General features: G+C 34.0%; 17 protein-coding genes. 8 read left to right on the forward strand and 9 right to left on the reverse strand.

What is annotated here, in order from left to right; translation table 11 throughout:
* Positions 1-219: 219 nt before the first annotated feature.
* Together AAC069_RS16665 and AAC069_RS16670 are read right to left on the reverse strand one after the other, a co-directional pair.
* Complete coding sequence (locus AAC069_RS16665; protein ID WP_339921566.1) at positions 220-1,197, reverse strand: ribonucleotide-diphosphate reductase subunit beta; 978 nt, start codon at positions 1,195-1,197, stop codon at positions 220-222.
* Between the two features lie 263 nt (positions 1,198-1,460).
* The gene (locus AAC069_RS16670) at positions 1,461-2,027 is read right to left on the reverse strand and encodes a DUF3109 family protein (protein ID WP_339921567.1); all 567 of its coding nucleotides are present in this window, start codon (positions 2,025-2,027) and stop codon (positions 1,461-1,463) included.
* A 260-nt stretch (positions 2,028-2,287) separates the two neighbouring features.
* On the opposite strand from AAC069_RS16670, the gene AAC069_RS16675 reads away from it, so the two are divergent.
* The 4 genes from AAC069_RS16675 (at position 2,288) to AAC069_RS16690 (ending at position 4,614) form a co-directional block, all read left to right on the forward strand.
* Positions 2,288-2,863, forward strand: coding sequence for a MarC family protein (locus AAC069_RS16675; RefSeq protein WP_339921568.1), 576 nt, complete (start codon positions 2,288-2,290; stop codon positions 2,861-2,863).
* A 125-nt stretch (positions 2,864-2,988) separates the two neighbouring features.
* Complete coding sequence (locus AAC069_RS16680) at positions 2,989-3,192, forward strand: hypothetical protein (protein ID WP_339921570.1); 204 nt, start codon at positions 2,989-2,991, stop codon at positions 3,190-3,192.
* A gap of 1 nt (position 3,193) precedes the next feature.
* Complete coding sequence (locus AAC069_RS16685; RefSeq protein WP_339921571.1) at positions 3,194-3,799, forward strand: FAD-dependent oxidoreductase; 606 nt, start codon at positions 3,194-3,196, stop codon at positions 3,797-3,799.
* Positions 3,800-3,855: 56 nt separating this feature from the next.
* On the forward strand, positions 3,856-4,614 hold the full coding sequence (locus AAC069_RS16690; RefSeq protein WP_339921572.1) for a lysophospholipid acyltransferase family protein: 759 nt from the start codon (positions 3,856-3,858) through the stop codon (positions 4,612-4,614).
* Positions 4,615-4,719: 105 nt separating this feature from the next.
* Here AAC069_RS16690 and AAC069_RS16695 read toward each other — a convergent pair whose 3' ends face one another.
* The 3 genes from AAC069_RS16695 to AAC069_RS16705 are packed head-to-tail and all read right to left on the reverse strand — an operon-like array spanning position 4,720 to position 7,315.
* Complete coding sequence (locus AAC069_RS16695; protein WP_339921573.1) at positions 4,720-6,288, reverse strand: S41 family peptidase; 1,569 nt, start codon at positions 6,286-6,288, stop codon at positions 4,720-4,722.
* Positions 6,289-6,720, reverse strand: coding sequence for a dCMP deaminase family protein (locus AAC069_RS16700; protein ID WP_339921581.1), 432 nt, complete (start codon positions 6,718-6,720; stop codon positions 6,289-6,291). It lies immediately after the preceding gene.
* Between the two features lies 1 nt (position 6,721).
* Positions 6,722-7,315 carry a HupE/UreJ family protein gene (locus AAC069_RS16705; protein ID WP_091082838.1) on the reverse strand — a complete coding sequence of 198 codons (594 nt, stop codon included), beginning with the start codon at positions 7,313-7,315 and terminating at the stop codon, positions 6,722-6,724.
* A 195-nt stretch (positions 7,316-7,510) separates the two neighbouring features.
* On the opposite strand from AAC069_RS16705, the gene AAC069_RS16710 reads away from it, so the two are divergent.
* Positions 7,511-7,939: a fructose 1,6-bisphosphatase gene (locus AAC069_RS16710; RefSeq protein WP_091082835.1), complete on the forward strand. Its 429-nt coding sequence runs from the start codon at positions 7,511-7,513 to the stop codon at positions 7,937-7,939.
* A 43-nt stretch (positions 7,940-7,982) separates the two neighbouring features.
* Here AAC069_RS16710 and fbp read toward each other — a convergent pair whose 3' ends face one another.
* Positions 7,983-9,002, reverse strand: a complete 1,020-nt coding sequence (gene fbp, locus AAC069_RS16715; RefSeq protein WP_339921574.1) for a class 1 fructose-bisphosphatase — start codon at positions 9,000-9,002, stop codon at positions 7,983-7,985.
* 168 nt (positions 9,003-9,170) lie between these two features.
* Here fbp and AAC069_RS16720 point away from each other — a divergent pair, with 168 nt between their 5' ends.
* The 3 genes from AAC069_RS16720 (at position 9,171) to AAC069_RS16730 (ending at position 14,480) form a co-directional block, all read left to right on the forward strand.
* The gene (locus AAC069_RS16720; RefSeq protein ID WP_339921575.1) at positions 9,171-9,653 is read left to right on the forward strand and encodes a GNAT family N-acetyltransferase; all 483 of its coding nucleotides are present in this window, start codon (positions 9,171-9,173) and stop codon (positions 9,651-9,653) included.
* Positions 9,654-9,707: 54 nt separating this feature from the next.
* Positions 9,708-10,964 carry an aspartate kinase gene (locus AAC069_RS16725; RefSeq protein WP_339921576.1) on the forward strand — a complete coding sequence of 419 codons (1,257 nt, stop codon included), beginning with the start codon at positions 9,708-9,710 and terminating at the stop codon, positions 10,962-10,964.
* Between the two features lie 84 nt (positions 10,965-11,048).
* Positions 11,049-14,480 carry a hypothetical protein gene (locus AAC069_RS16730; RefSeq protein WP_339921577.1) on the forward strand — a complete coding sequence of 1,144 codons (3,432 nt, stop codon included), beginning with the start codon at positions 11,049-11,051 and terminating at the stop codon, positions 14,478-14,480.
* 110 nt (positions 14,481-14,590) lie between these two features.
* Here AAC069_RS16730 and AAC069_RS16735 read toward each other — a convergent pair whose 3' ends face one another.
* From AAC069_RS16735 to AAC069_RS16745, 3 genes are all read right to left on the reverse strand, one after another.
* A complete protein-coding gene (locus AAC069_RS16735; RefSeq protein WP_339921578.1) occupies positions 14,591-16,528 on the reverse strand; it encodes an OmpA family protein in 1,938 nt (645 codons plus the stop codon).
* Positions 16,529-16,538: 10 nt separating this feature from the next.
* Positions 16,539-17,468, reverse strand: coding sequence for a type IX secretion system membrane protein PorP/SprF (locus AAC069_RS16740; RefSeq protein WP_339921579.1), 930 nt, complete (start codon positions 17,466-17,468; stop codon positions 16,539-16,541).
* 59 nt (positions 17,469-17,527) lie between these two features.
* Positions 17,528-18,294 (reverse strand): gliding motility-associated C-terminal domain-containing protein (locus AAC069_RS16745; protein WP_339921580.1); only part of this gene is annotated, 767 nt, incomplete at its 5' end.

Genomic DNA, 18,294 nt, shown 5'->3' on the forward strand with positions numbered 1-18,294 from the left:
TTTGTTTGTTTTTAAAACAGAAAATCCCTTCGCTGTTTCTTGTTATTTGTAATTTATTTTTTGCCACTAGGGCGCTAAGGCACAATGTATTTATGCTTTAGGAATGTATCTCCGCTAACCCCTATAGACGCAAAGACTCAAAGTTTTTATTATTATAATTTTTCTGCTAAAACTAAGCTTTCAATTTACTTTACAGCTTAACTTTTTTGCTTCTAAAAATTAAAAGTCAGCGTCAAAAGATATTTTTTGAGCATCTCCATCAGTATTCATAACCCCTGATTTTTGATATTCGGCTACTTTCTTTTCAAAGAAATTTGTTTTCCCTTGAAGCGAAATCATATCCATAAAATCAAATGGATTTGTAGTGTTATATTCTCTGTTGCAACCCAATTCAACTAATAATCTATCGGCAACAAATTCTAAATATTGCGTCATCAAGACAGCATTCATCCCTATTAAACTTACTGGAAGTGATTCTGTAATGAATTCTCTTTCAATATTCAAAGCATCAACAATAATGCTTCTGATTCGTTCTTTTGGTACTTTGTTAATCAAGTGATGATTGTGTAAATGCACTGCAAAGTCGCAATGAACTCCTTCGTCACGAGAAATCAATTCATTAGAAAATGTCAATCCCGGCATTAATCCACGTTTTTTCAACCAGTAAATAGAACAAAACGCTCCTGAGAAGAAAATCCCTTCAACAGCTGCAAAAGCAATTAGTCGCTCTGCAAACGAATCAGATTCGATCCATTGTAAAGCCCAGTCTGCTTTTTTCTTAATAGCTGGAAAAACTTCCAATGCATTAAACAGTCTATCTTTTTCAGCTTCATCTTTCACATAGGTGTCAATCAATAATGAATATGTTTCACTATGAATATTCTCCATCATGATTTGGAAACCATAAAAGAATTTTGCCTCAGCATATTGCACTTCATTCACAAAATTTTCCGCCAAGTTTTCATTTACAATTCCGTCTGAAGCTGCAAAAAAAGCAAGAATATGTTTCACAAAATACCTCTCATCATCATTCAACTTATTGTTCCAGTCATTCAAATCTTGCGATAAATCGATTTCTTCCGCAGTCCAAAAACTAGCTTCCATCTTCTTATACCATTCCCATATATCATGATGCTTGATAGGAAAAATTACGAAACGATTTTTATTCTCTTGTAATATTGGTTCAATTTGTGACATTGTTGTTGTTTGTTTTTTTGATATTTTAACGAATTTTTAAGTATTTCGTGTTTTACAAAGATTGTAAAATATTGCGATAATTAAAAGCCAAACTTATCCACAATCGGCCATAGTTTTTAACAAAGACGGAAAAACAGAACGTTTTTCACAAAACCACAAGTGCTTATTATTCAGGGTTTTAAGTTTTGTAAAACCCGCTAAAGCACCGTGAACTATAGAAATTTAAAAATAGGGCGCGATAAAAAAATGGCATTATTTCAGAATTATTTTTTCAGCTCTTCAGCCACTTTTTCAAGTTCCATGTACCAGTCTTCGCCAAACCTTCTAACCAAGGCTTCTTTGACAAATTTATAGATTGGAACCTCAAGTTCCTGACCTAACGAACAGGCTGGATCACAAATATCCCATCTGTCATAATTGACAGCAGCAAATTCAGTGAAATCTTTTACACGAATAGGATATAAATGACAGGAAACAGGTTTTTTCCAGTCTATTATTCCTTGATTATAAGCTTGCTCAATACCACAGAGTGCTGTTTTACCATCATAGATTACATAAGCGCAATCTTTGTCGTCAATAAGTGGCGTTTCAAGATCACCATCTGTACCTACTATCGAAGTTCCTTGCGCCTCAATAACTGCAATTCCCTCCTTACGAAGGAACGGCTTTACCTTTGGATATATTTTTTCTAAAATTTTTGTTTCCTCTAGACTTAGTGGCGCACCGGCATCTCCGTTAACGCAACAAGCCCCCTTGCAGGCTGTTAAATTGCAAACAAAATCTTTACTTAAAATATCTTCTGAAACGATGGTTTTTCCTAGTTGAAACATTATTGTGGTATACTGAGATTATAAAGTGCAAAGATAGTCAAACTAAGACAAAGCCTATCTGTTAAATGTTGCTTTTTATATAAGCTAACACAAACCCAACATACGTTTTTTAGTTTTATTACAATCATTTGCAGCAGCGTAGATATCAAAAAACAGCTTAATTGAATCCATAATTAGAGAAATAATTATATTCGAACAAACTTCTAGCTTTACTAAGATATCCATTGATTAGTTTACCTTTGCAAATAAAAAAATACGTTATGGAACTAGATATAAGGGAGATAATTACTGTTGGGATGGTGCTTTTTGCCGTGATTGATATCGTGGGTTCCATTCCGATTATCGTTGACCTAAGATCAAAATTTGGACATATTGAATCTGAAAAAGCTTCTTTAGCATCCGGATTTATCATGATTGTATTCCTATTTGTGGGTGAAGAGCTTTTAAAACTGATTGGTATCGATGTCAACTCATTTGCAGTCGCCGGTTCCTTTGTTTTATTCTTTTTAGCATTAGAAATGATTTTAGGAATTCGAATTTACCGCGACGAAGAAGCTAGCTCAGCCTCTATTGTCCCTCTTGCATTTCCATTAATTGCTGGAGCCGGAACGATGACCACTTTATTGTCGCTTAAATCTCAATTCCATACCGTAAACATAATTATCGCGATAATTTTAAACATCTTATTAGTTTACATTGTGCTAAAGTCATCTTCTAAAATCGAGAGAATGCTAGGGAAAGACGGTCTAGGCGTAGTTCGCAAGACTTTTGGTGTCGTTCTTCTAGCAATCGCTGTTAAATTATTCGCTGCTAATGTTAAAGGTTTGTTTCTCTAATATTTTTTTTTATAAATTTACCCCCTAATGTAGCCTGTAAATATAATCTGATTTTTCTAGGATATGTTTTAAATTAAAACACTCCTTTAATCGTTTTTTACGACTCAGGCATTAAATACCATCTTATGAAAATCTTTACTAACATATTAGTGTTTCTAGCATTGGCGCTTATAATTTTCAATATCACATTGCTAGATTTTAGTCATCCGTTTCAAGGAGACAGTATGGTAGCATTCGTTGGAATCGGAGCTTCATTCTGTGCAGTTCTAATCCTTTTGATTTTTAGAATGTCTAAAAAAATAGAAGAAAAAATGAACGACAACATATAATATGTTTGACGTTTTAATTATTGGTGGTGGCGTTTCCGGAATGTCATGTGCTCTAGTATTGGGCTCTGCAAAAAATAAAAAATTTGCAACTGAAAAAACAATCGGAATTTTCACTCATCAAAAATCATCATCTCTCCAGGAAGCTATTTTTAATAACGCCTATGGAATTCCTGCCGAAACATTGGGCTCGGATTTATTGTCACAAAGCACTCAACAGCTATCCCAACTCTATCCTCATGTCACTCAAATACCAGACGAAAAAGTCTTGAAAATTGAAGGACAATCTCCTGACTTTACCATTACAACAAACAAAAACACTTATAAAACTAAAGTAATTGTAGTCACTATTGGCGCATCAAATACTTTTTCAATTGAAGGTCTAATGCAATTTGTCGAGCCGCATCAAAAATCATTACCCGAAAAACAAAGAATCCAATTACACAATACCGATCATAAAGTTGCCGACGGCATATACGTAGCAGGAACTCTTGCAGGATGGAGAAGCCAACTTACCATTGCCGCAGGAAGTGGTGCTGCAGTTGCTACAGATATCCTTACTCTTTGGAATAACGGTACTCAAACACATGTTCACGACAGCATTAGATAAAAACCATTTGATTATTAGAAAATAATGTTAGTTTTACCTTTTTTACAAAACTCATTATGCTATCATATTTACTAGGACTAACAAGATTGATTCTTTTCATACTCTTTATTTCCTTCTTCTCTATCCTTTTCTATATAGTAAGTTTGTTTTGGAGTAAAGAAACCACTTCACGAAATGCACTTATATTCCGTGATTTTATAATCAGCATACTCAACTCATTGCTCGGCATACGGCTACAAATTTATGGAAACCCTCCAGTAGTTCAAGGACTGATTGTCGCTAATCACCGCTCATATTTTGACCCAATAATCATGCTAAACCACAGACAGACCTTTCCCGTAGGAAAAAAGGAAGTGGAATCATGGCCACTTATTGGATATATTTGTAAAATATCAGGAGTGATTTTTGTTGACAGAAAAGACCCTGAAAGTAGACAGAATACTTGCGAAAGCATTAAAGAAGCATTAAACCAAGGGCATTCAGTTATTAATTTTCCGGAAGGAACAACACATGTTTTACCTACTACGATTGCCTTTAATTACGGCTCATTTGCAATGGCTACTAAGATAAAAGCAGCTGTAATTCCTATCGCAATCGATTATAAAGAAAAAACAGATGCGTTTGTTGACAACGACACCTTCATTCCTCATTTTTTAAAATGTTTTGGAAAACGGACCACTGAGATAAAAATGACGTATTTCCCTCCTCTATATTCTGATGATGTAGAATATCTATTAAAAACATCGAAAGAGATGATCGACAAAGAGCTTATTCGCTACAGGGAAGACTGGGACAATCTAGCAAAGGAAGATTGAAGGAGAGACTAGAAAATAGAGAATAAAGGCTTCAAATTAAAAGCAAGAGCTAAGCTTACTAAACATTAGCCGGTATATTGATTTTTACTGTTGATATTGAAAACCCTATTTTAGCACTGCCTTAACCATGGCATCCTCTTTTAAAATAATTTCGTAATACTTGCTTTCTCCATACAATTGTCGGGCAAATTCAGCTGCCAGATATCGCTTTACAATGTCTTTGTTTTTCGATAAATCTATATCTAATCCACTTCTCAAAAGGTATTTTTGAAAAGCACTAAAATACAAATTGGTTTTATCCATTTTTCCCTTAAACTGCTCAAAAGAGAGCCCTTTAAAAGCAATTCTGTTTCTATCCAGTTGTTCGAAAACAAAATTTCCTACGATTCCGGATTTCATTAAATACACTGTATTTTCATTGCCATGTTCTACTTCGAGAGGAACAAAAATATCCGGAACAATTCCGCCACCACCATAAACAATTTTCCCTTTTGGCGTTTTGAATTTTAAACTGTCGGCAACTTTTATACTATCTTTTTCATATAGTTCACCGTTCTCAAAACGTTCTTCCGACTCTTTAAAATATTCTTCACTGCCTTTATTGTATGGCCTCTGTATCGACCTTCCTGTAGGTGTATAATACCTCGCTACCGTCAATCTCACTGCAGAACCATCTGCAAAATCCATTTCTCGTTGTACTAATCCTTTCCCAAAAGAACGACGCCCTACAATCGTACCTCGGTCATTATCTTGAATCGCTCCCGCTAGAATTTCACTCGCTGAAGCACTATTCTCATTTTGTAGGACAAACACTTTACCCGTTTGAAAATCACCTTTTTTAGTCGCATATGTTTTTTGTATGCTGCCTTTTTTATTTTTGGTAAAAACGATTAATTGCTTGTCTTTTAACAATTCATCTGCAATGTCAATTGCTTCTTCCATATACCCACCTCCATTATCCCGAAGATCGATCACAAGTGTTTTTGCTCCATCTTTTTTTAATTTGGTCAAGCCTTTTTTAAATTCTTCAAAGGTAGTTTCTGCAAAACGATTGATTTTTATATATCCTGTACTATCGTTCAAAAGAACTGCCACATCGACACTTTTTAAAGGAATAACACCTCGTTTTATTTTTAGTTTTATTTGTTTCTTAACTGATTTCCTATAAATAGTAAGCTCCACTACAGAGCCCTGCTCTCCTTTTAACTTAGAAAAAAGACTGTCACTAGGCAATTTACGTCCAAATAATTTTGTTTTATCAGCATATAAAATTCTATCCCCAGCCAGTATTCCCGCTTTAGCCGAGGGACCATTTTCAATGGGTCTAATTATAGCCACAGAATCTTTATACATATAGAAATTAACTCCAATGCCCACAAAATCACCTTTCATACTCTCAGCAACTTCCACTTGCTCACTAGGTGATATATAAACAGAATGTGGATCCAGCTGACTCAGAATGTTGTCAACCGTAATGTTTACTATAGAATCTGTATTTACATTATCTACATATTCATTGTCGATAAAATCAATGAGTTTATTGATTTTAGTTTTAGAACTGTTTTCGACCAAAAAATGATCGCCGCCGAAACCATTTAACCACCCACCAATAACGATTCCAAGCGCAAGAGTTGCGCCAATAAGTATTGGCAGGTATTTAATTTCAGTTTTCATCTATTCCTCTAATATCGATATATGCTCAACAATCACACCAGCTTTTATTAAAAACTGAATTCCTGCATCATCACGGTACCCTTTATGATATACCACTCGTTTTATTCCAGATTGATGTATTAATTTACTGCACTCTTTGCAGGGTGACAGTGTAATATATAAAGTAGAGCCTTCGCAGGATTGCGTGGATCTAGCTACTTTTAGAATGGCATTTGCTTCCGCATGTAAGACATCCCATCGAGTGAGCCCTTCATTATCTTCACAGCAGTTTTCAAAGCCGGTAGGTGTTCCATTATATCCATCCGAAATTATCATCCGATCGCGAACGATGATTGCACCTACTTGTTTCCGCTTACAATAAGACAAACTGCCCCATTCAGTTGCAATTCTTAGATAAGCCTTATCGTATTTATTTAATTTTTTTGCTTCCATTTTATCTCGTCCAAATTTCATTTTCAATTATCATTGGTAATACTACACCTATTATAAACGCTGACATCACCAAAGTCCAATCCCTTTTCGAGAATCTAAAAACCGTTTGTACAATATACGCCAGAATCAAAACTACAAAAACTACAACAATTTGTGCTGCTTCAATTCCTAACGCAAATTCAGCTAAAGGCAGTAATTTTGATGTCGCGTTTCCGCCAAGTATTGCTTTAAAATAATTAGAAAATCCTAATCCATGTATAATTCCAAAGAACAGAGTGACGAAAAAAATCAGATTTACACTTTCTTTTTTATTTGATTTACCGGCAGTAAACAAATTAAAAAAGGCGGTGATTAATATCGTAATCGGGATTAATAGCTCGACAACATTTACTTTAATGGCAATAATACCAAAAACAGAAAGCAATAAAGCCATAGTGTGACCTATCGTAAAAAGTGTTATTAAGAGGACTATTCGTTTCCAATCATTAAAAGAAAACGGTACAGCCAAAGCTATTAGAAACAAAACATGATCGTAAGCATAAATATCCAAGACGTGTTTTAATCCTATTTGAAAATAAATCAAAAATTCTGACATAGGTAATATAATTATAGTTGATAAAGGGTTTGTAAACTTACGATTTATTTTGAAAACGGTAGAATCGAATACTCAAATCGTACATTTATATTTCAATTAAAAGGCCCAATAATTATTAAATAAAATTTAAAACGAAATTAAATTAATAGTTTAAAAATTGATTTATATTTGTAGCATAAAAAAATACAATTAATTATGTCATTTTCAGATTTATTTGATAGCGAATTCAAGCAAAGAAACAAAGGTCACTTTTCTTCGATTGTTAGATTAGCATTAGCAGATGGGGTTTTTGCCCCTGAAGAAAAAGAGTTTTTAGATAAATTAGCCATTAGGCTTGAAATTTCTCCTGCAGAATATGTAGAGATTTTAGAAAACCCTTCAAAGTACCCAATCAACCCTCCTTACTTAAATTCAATGAGGTTAGAGCGTTTGTACGACCTAGCCAGAATAGTACATGTTGACCATATTTTGGGAGACCAACAAGAAGTTATGTTGAAAAAACTTTGTCTGGGAATTGGATTCACTCCAGAAAACGTAGACTTGGTTGTAGCTAAAGCACTTGTATTAGTAGACAAAAATGCAGACATTGATGATTTCCTTTCAGAAATGGAAAAACATCTATAAAATATAAAGAGCCCTAAAAATTTAGGGCTCTTTTTTTATTATTTTAGTATTTACTCAGTTTGGCCTCAAGCATAAATTCTTCTGCTTTCTCTACCATATTATAGCTACCACAGAAAAAAGGAACTCTTTCATGAAGTTCTGTAGGTTGTAATTCCATTATTCTATTAAACCCGTCTGAAGCTTTACCTCCTGCCTGTTCTACAATAAAAGCCATTGGATTACATTCATACAACAATCTCAATTTTCCTTTTGGAGCTTTAGAACTTGTTGGATAAATATAAATCCCACCCTTAATCATGTTTCTATGAATATCAGAGACTAAACTACCTATATAACGAGACGTATAAGGTCTATCTCCTTCCTCAGATTGGCAATATTTTAAATAATTCTTTACACCTTGTGGAAAATGAGTGTAATTCCCTTCATTTATTGAATAAATATTTCCGTCTTCAGAAAACTGCATATTAGGATGTGATAAATAAAATGTTCCAATAGCGGGGTTTAGCGTAAAACCATTTACCCCATGCCCTGTTGTATAAACAATCATAGTTGATGTTCCGTAAATTACATAACCCGCAGCAACTTGACTCGTTCCAGGTTGTAAAAAATCGTCTATAGTTACCGGACTTCCTATTGGAGTTATTCTTCTATAAACAGAAAAAATAGTCCCCACAGAAACGTTTACATCTATATTTGAGGATCCATCTAGTGGGTCCATTAATACTACATATTTATTATTATGGCTATTATCACTTCCTTCGACTGTAATAAAATCATCATTTTCTTCGGATGCAATTCCGCACACAATTTCACGATTTATTAATGTTTGAATAAAAACTTCATTAGCGTAAACATCTAGTTTCTGTTGGTCTTCGCCCTGAATATTTTGTGCTCCAGCAGCCCCTGTTATGTCCACCAGCCCCGCTTTATTCACTTTATAGTTGACCACCTTAGCGGCCAATCGAATAGAATTGATAATTCTGGATAATTCGCCAGACGAATATTGAAAGGCATTTTGGTTCTCAATGATAAATTCCCCTAAGGTTTTATTGCGTTCTTCCATTACGACATCGTTGTAGTTAAATTGAAGTCACAAATATCGGCTTTTTTGTGAAAATGAATTGAATAAAATTTACTTAGTTTGTCACTATTGTATATTTGCTGATATAATGCCTAAATTACGGGTTGAAAAAACTATATTTTAATTTTTCACCCTTTAAAACAAGAATTTATGATTATTAGAAAAGGAATCGCCGAAGATATGACCTCTGTTCTCGAATTAATTCAAGAATTAGCTGATTTTGAGAAGGAACCAGATGCCGTGTTAATTAATGTTGATGATTTAATTCGCGATGGATTTGGTCCAAACCCTTTATTTCATGTTTTTGTAGCTGAAGTAGAATCGGAGATTGTTGGAATTGCTTTGTATTATTATCGCTACTCTACTTGGAAAGGCAAGACTTTACATTTAGAAGATCTTGTAGTCAAAGAAAAAATGCGCGGCACAGGAGCTGGATATGCTTTGTATTCAGAAATTATAAAAAAAGGTAAAAAAGATCAAGTTCGCAGAGTGGAATGGAATGTCCTTGACTGGAATACTCCTGCAATTGATTTTTATGAAAAATCAGGCGCCAAAGTACTTAGAGATTGGTATGTAGTACAAATGGACGAGGCAGGTGTTGAAAATTTTGTTGAGAATAAAATAAGGAACTAAACTTCCATTTAAACAGTGGGATTTAGAATTTAAAATATTGGAATTTTTATTATTATGAGAGTATTCAAATTTGGAGGTGCATCAGTAAAAGATGCCGAGGGAATTAAAAATGTTTATGACGTTTTACAAAAGGTAGGATATGAGGATGTTTTATTAGTAGTCTCTGCAATGGGAAAAACTACTAATGCTCTTGAAGTAGTTATAAAAGACTATTTTGATAAGTCATCAGCTCTTCAGTCCTCTGTTCAAGAAGTGAAAAAATACCACAATCAAATCTTATTAGATTTGTTTGAAGATGATAAGAATACTGTTTTTACTGCTGTAAAAGCACAGTTTTCTGATCTAGAATATTTTTTAGCGCATAACAAATCTCCAAACTATAATTTTGTTTATGATCAGGTTGTGAGTTATGGTGAGTTGATATCGACCACTATTCTTGCTCATTTCATGAACCATATGGGTATAAAAACAGAGTGGATAGATGTTAGAAATTTCATCAAAACAGATGCTAATTATAGAGATGCCACAGTAGATTGGGATCTTACCCAAAAGAATATTTCGAAAAATGTAAAAAGAAAAATGTTGAACATTACCCAAGGGTTCCTGGGTTCTGATGAAAATAATTTCACAACAACATTAGGACGTGAAGGTTCTGATTACACAGCAGCAATTTTTGCTTATTGTTTGAATGCCGAAAGCGTGACCATCTGGAAAGATGTTCCAGGAGTTATGAATGCTGATCCGCGTTATTTTGAGAATGCTAGTTTGCTAAATCAAATTTCTTATCGTGAAGCCATTGAATTAGCATTTTATGGAGCAACAGTAATCCATCCAAAAACATTACAACCTTTACAAAAAAAGGAAATTCCTTTGTATGTAAAATCCTTTATTAACCCTTTACTAAAAGGAACAAGCGTTTCAAAAGGGGTAAACTTAGAACCCTATTTACCGTGCTTTATCGTTAAAAGAAACCAATTGTTGATTTCGCTGTCCTCTATTGATTTTTCGTTTATTATGGAAGAGAATATCAGTGAAATATTCTCTTTATTCCATGAGTTTAAATTGAAAGTGAATTTAATTCAGAATACTGCTATTAGCTTCTCCGTATGCGTCGAAGATAAATTTGATAATTTCAATGAGTTGAATGCTATTTTATCAAAAAAATTCAAAGTTGACTTTAGCCAAAATGTGACTTTGTATACCATTAGACATTTTAACGACGCCGCTGCAGAAACAGTAGAACAAGGTAAGAATGTGATTTTAAAACAGATCAGTACTGAAACAATGCAAATTGTGACTAGCGAAAATTAAATTTATTGTTTGCTCGCTTTAGCAACCCATTGCCCATAATTATATAGAATACACTACTTTTGACTGATAGACGTTATTCTCTTTATGGTAAAAAAAATATTGCTTTTGGTGATGATTATATGTTTTTCTGGGCTACATGCCCAGGAAAACAATTCATTATACAAAATCAAAAAAATTCCGTTTTCTCGTGATACCATACATCTTGAAAATGTAAGCATAAATACGTCTTTTTTCAAATTGCTTGACGCCAATAGCACTCCAATAGACAGTGCTTTCTATAAAGTAGATTTTCTAAGAGGAACTTTAATCTTAAAAAATAATCTTCTTCTTGCCTCCGATTCTATTACGGTGCAATACCTCAAATTTCCTGATTTTCTAACTAAGGAATACCGCATTTACGACCCCAGTCGGGTGGTAAGCAATGATATTAATTCTGATAAATTATATCAAATCAATACCAAATCTGCTGAAAAAAATATCCCTTTTGATGGTTTAACAACTTCAGGAAGTATTACCCGGGGAGTAACAATAGGAAACAATCAAAACACAGTTCTAAACTCCAACCTGGACTTGCAAATCACGGGAAAACTATCTGAAAAAGTTAGTTTAAGAGCCTCATTGCAAGACAGTAATATTCCGTTACAAGACGGCGGTTATTCGCAGAAGCTAGACCAGTTTGACAACATTTTTATGGAGCTTTTTAGTGATAAATGGAACATACGGGCAGGAGATCTCTTTCTTGAAAATCATTCTAGCCAATTTTTAAACTTTAATAAAAAGGTTCAAGGTCTTTCAGCCAATTTTGATTTTGGCACCCCTAAAAATAAAACGAATGTCTTCGCTGCCGTAGCTTTAGTCAGAGGGCAATATGCCAAAAGTAATTTCACGGGAGTTGAAGGCAGCCAAGGACCTTATAAATTAAAAGGTCAAAATGGCGAATTATACGTACTTGTAATATCAGGCTCAGAGCGAGTATATGTAAACGGATTACTTTTAGAAAGAGGGGAGAACAATGACTATACGATTGACTACAACGCAGGTGAAATCACATTTACACCTTTGTTTACCATAACTTCTGAAATGCGTATCGCAATTGAATACCAGTACTCCGACAGAAATTACACGCGACTTGTGACTTATGCAGGTGCCACACATCAAAATGAAAAATGGAGTTTTGGAAGTTACCTCTATTCTGAAAACGACATCAAAAACCAACCCTTACAGCAAAACCTTACCAAAGAACAAGCACAAATACTGATTGAGGCTGGAGACAATCCAGAATTAATGATCGCTCCATCTGCATATCCAGATTCTTACTCTGACAACAAAGTACTTTACAGAAAAACGATCGTGAATGGGATTGAAATTTTCGAATACTCAAATGATCCTGAAGAAGAGCTGTTCAACGTCCGGTTTAGTCTAGTTGCACCTAATAAGGGAAATTACATTTTGAAAAACGCCGCCGGCATCAGTAGGATCTATGAATATACTGCCCCAATAAACACCGTTCCTCAAGGGAGTTATGCCCCAACTATCCAGCTGGTGGCTCCTACAAAAATTCAAGTAGCTACCTTTTTAGGAAAGTATTCCCCTTCCGAAAAAACGGCTGTTGATTTCGAAATAGGAGTCAGCAACAATGACGCTAATCTTTTCTCAAATAGCGACGACTCGAACAATCAGGGAATAAGCGGAAAAATAAATGCCAAACAACGACTATTTTCAAAGAAATGGATTGTTGATGCTTTCGCCAATTATCAATTTACCCAAAAAGAATTCAGAACCATCGAAAGGCTCTACACCATTGAATTTGATAGAGATTGGAATCTGGGTACGACAGCAGTTGGAAATCAAAGTTTACTAATTTCTGGTTTAAACTTTAAATTAAAACCGTCCTCAAAATCAAATTCGAATGGAGTTTTAAACTACCAATTTGAAAAGCTAGATTTCTCTGAAAGTTTTTCTGGGAACAGACATAGTCTAAATGGGTATTTCAATCTGAAAAACTGGAGTTTTCAAAACCATGGAAGTTATTTAAAAAGTGACGGCGCACTCACTACTTCAAATTTCATTAGAAACCAATCGCAAATTCGATATCACTTTGATAAAAACTGGATTGGTACTAGTCAGCGTTTTGAGGACAATCAGGAGAAAAATAAATCCACCAATCAATTTTCGAACGTAAGTCAGCGCTTTTCTGAATATGGATTATTCGCTGGTCGAGGGGATAGTACAAAGGTATTTATTGAATTGGGTTTGCTAAAAAGAACCAATGACAGTATTCAAAATGGCATATTACAAAGGGTAAATAATTCTCAAACGTACTATTTGAAGTCAAAATTAATTCAAACAGCAAAAAGCGACTTATCTGTTTATGTTAATTATCGCGTTTTAGATTTTGTAGATTCTTCGAAAAGAAAAGAGCCTTCGCTGAATTCTAGAATCGTATACAATGACCGTTTTTTCAATCAATTGATTCAGGGAACAAGTGCTTATGAAACTAATTCGGGGACACTACCACAACAAGAATTTACCTACCTTGAAGTTCCCACGGGACAAGGTATTTACACTTGGAATGATTACAATGCAAACGGAATTCAAGAATTACAGGAATTTGAAGTGGCTCCATTTATCGATCAGGCAAAATACATTAGAGTGTATTTACCCAATCGTGTCTATATAAAAACGCATCAGACTAAGTTCTCTCAATCGATTATTTTAAATCCAAATCAATGGCAAAACGAAAAAGGATTTAAAAAATTTAGCTCGTTTTTTTACAATCAGACGTCCTTTATTATTGATCGTAAAACGAAAAATGAAGGTGGCAACTTTGAATTGAATCCTTTTAATTCCTCACAAGAAAATGTATTGGGACTAAGTTCCAGTTTTAGAAATAGCTTGTTTTACAATAGAGGAAAACAGAAGCACTCTGTCACCTATTCATTTTTAGAAAATAAAACAAAAAATTTACTTTCCATAGGATCACAGGAATCTAACAACAGTTCCCATCAACTGCAGTATTCCCATCTTTACAAAAAAAGCTGGCTGTTTGGCGCTTCCGCAAAAACGATTCAAACATCTATAATCTCTGAAAATTTTCCTGAAAAGAACTATACAATAACTGGTCTTCAACTAGCTCCAAAAATCAGTTATCTGTTTTCTAAAAATACGAGTTGGGATGTTTTTTACGAATTGCAAAACAAAGAAAACCAAATTGGGAATTTCGAAAATTTAATTCAAAACAGATTTGGAACTTCCTTTTCTTACGCTGGCGAGAATAAAATCACAATGAATGGTGAGGTTTCCTTTTATCAGAATAAATTTAATGGCAATGAACTTTCCGCTGTTGGCTTTCAGATGCTAGAAGGTTTACAAGCGGGACAAAACATCACTTGGAGACTGCTATTACAGAAAAATATCACCCAATTCTTGGACATTAATTTTAATTATCAGGGAAGAAAAAGTGAAACAAGCCAAGCCATTCATACAGGTAACGTACAATTGAGAGCCTATTTTTAATAGTTTTCGTTTTAAAAATTTGCAATAAAAAAACTACATTACAATCCAGTTTTGATTATAATGTAGTTTAGTCTTTTTTAAAATACTTTACCTAGAAAAAATATTTATTATTACATAGAAATTATAATAAATTCACTTCGTCTGTTTAACTGATGTTCCGTTTCACTGCATATAACTCCATCAGCACATTTGTTTAAAAGTTGAGATTCACCATACCCTTTTGCAGTTAATCTGTCTTCTTCAATACCATTTATTATCAGCCATTGACGAGTCGATTTAGCTCTTCTATCGGATAATGATTCATTGTATTGAGCCGTTTGACGACTATCTGTATGAGAGCGCACATCTATTTTTAAATTTGGATATGCTTTCATAACGGCAACAATTTTCTCTAATTCAAATGCGGCATCTTTCCTAATAAATGATTTATCTAAATCGAAATAAATAATTTCTATACCTAACGTTTTGGCTAAATCTCCTCCTACACCTATTGTTTTAATTCTTTTCTCTAATTCAAATGCCAATTTACTTTCTCCACTTGACTTAGGGATTGTAATTGTATTTTCTTTTGTCTCATAGTCTCTTTTTTCGGATCTTACATAATACTTCTCTCCACATGCAACTTCAAACCTATACTCACCATTATCATTAGCAATTGTATGTTTAATTATATTGTATTTATCATCATACAAACTTAATCTAACTTCTGATAATCTTGTACCAGATTTATCGTCTGTAACTATCCCCGTTAATTCTTGCTCACATGTCAATTTTCGTGTTTCCGAGAATTTATAAATGTCGTCATACCCTTTTCCTCCCTCTCTATTTGAAGTAAAAAAACCTACTCTACTTTTACTGTCGATTAAAAAACCAAAATCATCCTTGGAGCCATTTACAGGTGCTCCAATATTCTTAATTTCATTAAAATTATCGTCTTTTTCTATCTTAGTTACATAGATGTCTAATCCTCCAAGTCCCGGACGTCCATCACTGGCAAAATACAATTCATTATCATCAGATATAAATGGAAACGTTTCTCTTCCCTCCGTATTTATTGCCTTTCCAAGGTTCTCGGGCGCACCATAAGTACCGTCATCATTTATTTTTACCTTAAATAAATCAGATTGTCCAAATGTACCGGGCATATCTGATGCAAAATACAAGGTTTTATCATCTATACTAAGTGCTGGGTGTGCTATACTGTATTGATCACTGTTAAATGGTAATTCAGTAACATCAACCCATTTATCTGCTTCTAACCTTGCCTTATACAATTTCAATAAGGTAATCCTTTTGGTGTCTTTACCTTTTTTACCGTCTAAATAATTGTTTCTTGTAAAAAACATGGTTTGCCCGTCCTTTGTAAACACTGGCGTAGATTCGTGAAACTTTGAATTAATTGTTCTGCTAAAACGTTCAGGCGCACTTAAACTACCCTCGCTTGTAACCTCTGAGCTGTATAGGTTGGTAAAAGATTGGTTGGTCCATTTAAATACTTTCTTTGAAACACCGCCTGTATCTCTTGCAGAAGCAAATACTAATTTATTATTTGAAAAAGAACTTCCATAATCTGAAAATTCAGAATTTATTCCTGCATCTTCAATGTTAAAGCGTCCCGAATTAGCTTTTATTTCTTCTAAATAATTTTTATTTTTTTCGTATAATTTGGCACGTTGATCATTCCCTGATTTCTTATTGAATACATCTAACATCTTATCAGCGTTGTCATAATCTCCTATTGACTTAAGAGTTTGAGAATAGCGATAATAATATTCAGATTCTTGGTCTTTATTCAAGTCAAAAAGCTCCTTATACCATCTTCCCGCTTTTTCTAAATCAGCATTGAAATAGTAGGCATTCCCTAGCTTTTGAAACATTTTTTCATCCTTATACCCTTTTTCGGCCACTCTTTCGTATGTGGCTATAGCATCGATATATTCATACCGATCGTATTTCTTATCTGCAGCAGCAACACTTGCTTTTTGTGCATATCCTTGACTGGCAAGAATAATTAAAAATACACTATAAATAACGTTTTTAACTTTCATAATTAGGAATTTAGAAGAATCTTGGAGATACAATTCTATCATATTTATTAAATAATTCATATCTTAAAAATATTTCATGGGAACCTGAATTATAATTAGATAACCTAGTAGTTTCTAAATCATACCCATAACCTATAAACCAAGAATCACTGGCCTGAAATCCTACCATGGCACTCACTGCAGCACTCCATCTATACTCTACTCCCGCTACAAATTTTTCATTTATTAAAAAATTACCGGAAACATCCACTTGCAAAGGTGCTCCTTGAACTACTTTTGTCAGTATCGAAGGTTTAAACTTAACTGTTCCACTTAAATCAAATACATGGCCGGCTATTAAATAATAATGTATCTCTTCTTTTGCAACATGGCTGTTGGCTCCAGTACTGGCATATCTGTCAAAATGTTGAGTTTCCAATATGTTCGGAGCTGATATACCAATATAAGTGTTGTCAGAATGAAAGTACAATCCTACTCCAAAATTTGGGGTGAACTTATTGTCAATATTGGTTTCAAAACTGTAGTCATTTGCATCGTGTTGATTTAATCTACTAAAATTAACATCCAAAAGATTAGCAGTTGCCTTTAAACCAAACGACAATTTGTATGTTTCTGATGTTGCAATACTATAAGAGAAGTCAATCGAAACAGTGTTCTCTACTGAAGGTCCAATTTTATCATTTAATATCGATAATCCCAATCCTACATTACTACCACTTATTGGCGTGTTTAATGAAAATCCATTGGTAGTAGGAGCTCCATCCAACCCTACCCATTGGGTTCTATGTATTCCAAAAATGCTCATTACACTCCTAGAACCTGCATAGGCTGGATTAATGTTCACCGTATTGTACATGTATTGGGTAAACTGCGCGTCCTGTTGTGCCACCATTGTCCCCGACAATAAGATTAAAGTCAATATTAATAATCTTGTTTTCATAACTTATTTTTTACAACTTATTTTTATAAACTAAGGTCGAAAAACCTAAAGTCTTCGTTTTACCTATTAATATATAAATACCCTGATTTTTCAATTACTTTCGCATCAAAGTCTGAATATTTTAAAATATAGAAATAGGTACCCGTTGGTAAATCCTGAGACTGACCCACTGTCACACGCCCTTCAGACTTCCCTTTAAAAGCTCTTTCTTTATTATTGTATTTCTCTCTTTCGAAAACCAAAACACCCCATCTGTTATAGATTTCTACTTTATTATCTGGATAACAATCTAAGCCCTCAATAAAGAACTCATCATTTTTACCATCTCCGTTTGGTGACAAGGCATTAAACACTTCAATTCTACAAACAAGTTCTCCAGCAACCAGCGATAAGTCAACGATTTTTGTAGAAGTATTTTCCACGACAGTACCATTAGGGCTTGTTCCCTGTACAATTGCTTTATTTGATATGGATAAAGCAACAAGGTCTCCTTCAGTAATTATATAAGTAGCTATAATTGAAGTACTATTTGTTTGACCTACTTGTAGAAGAGCGATTGGATTTCCTTTTATTACTAAGCCGACCATTGTATCAATAATAGTAACATTTGTTAATGGAACGTTTCCTGTGTTTGTAATTGTAAAACTATAAGTTATTGTTTCTCCAACTTCAGCAAATCCGTTACCGTTAACATCATTAAAAACCCCTTCTTTCACAAGTAAAACACTTGGAGATTGAACTATAGCTACTGCTGTTACGGTTATATTAATTGTTACCGTAGCACAGGTTTTTGGTGTGAGTTTATCACATAACTCGTAAGCAACTG

It is taken from the genome of uncultured Flavobacterium sp. (assembly GCF_963974175.1).
GTDB lineage: Bacteria > Bacteroidota > Bacteroidia > Flavobacteriales > Flavobacteriaceae > Flavobacterium.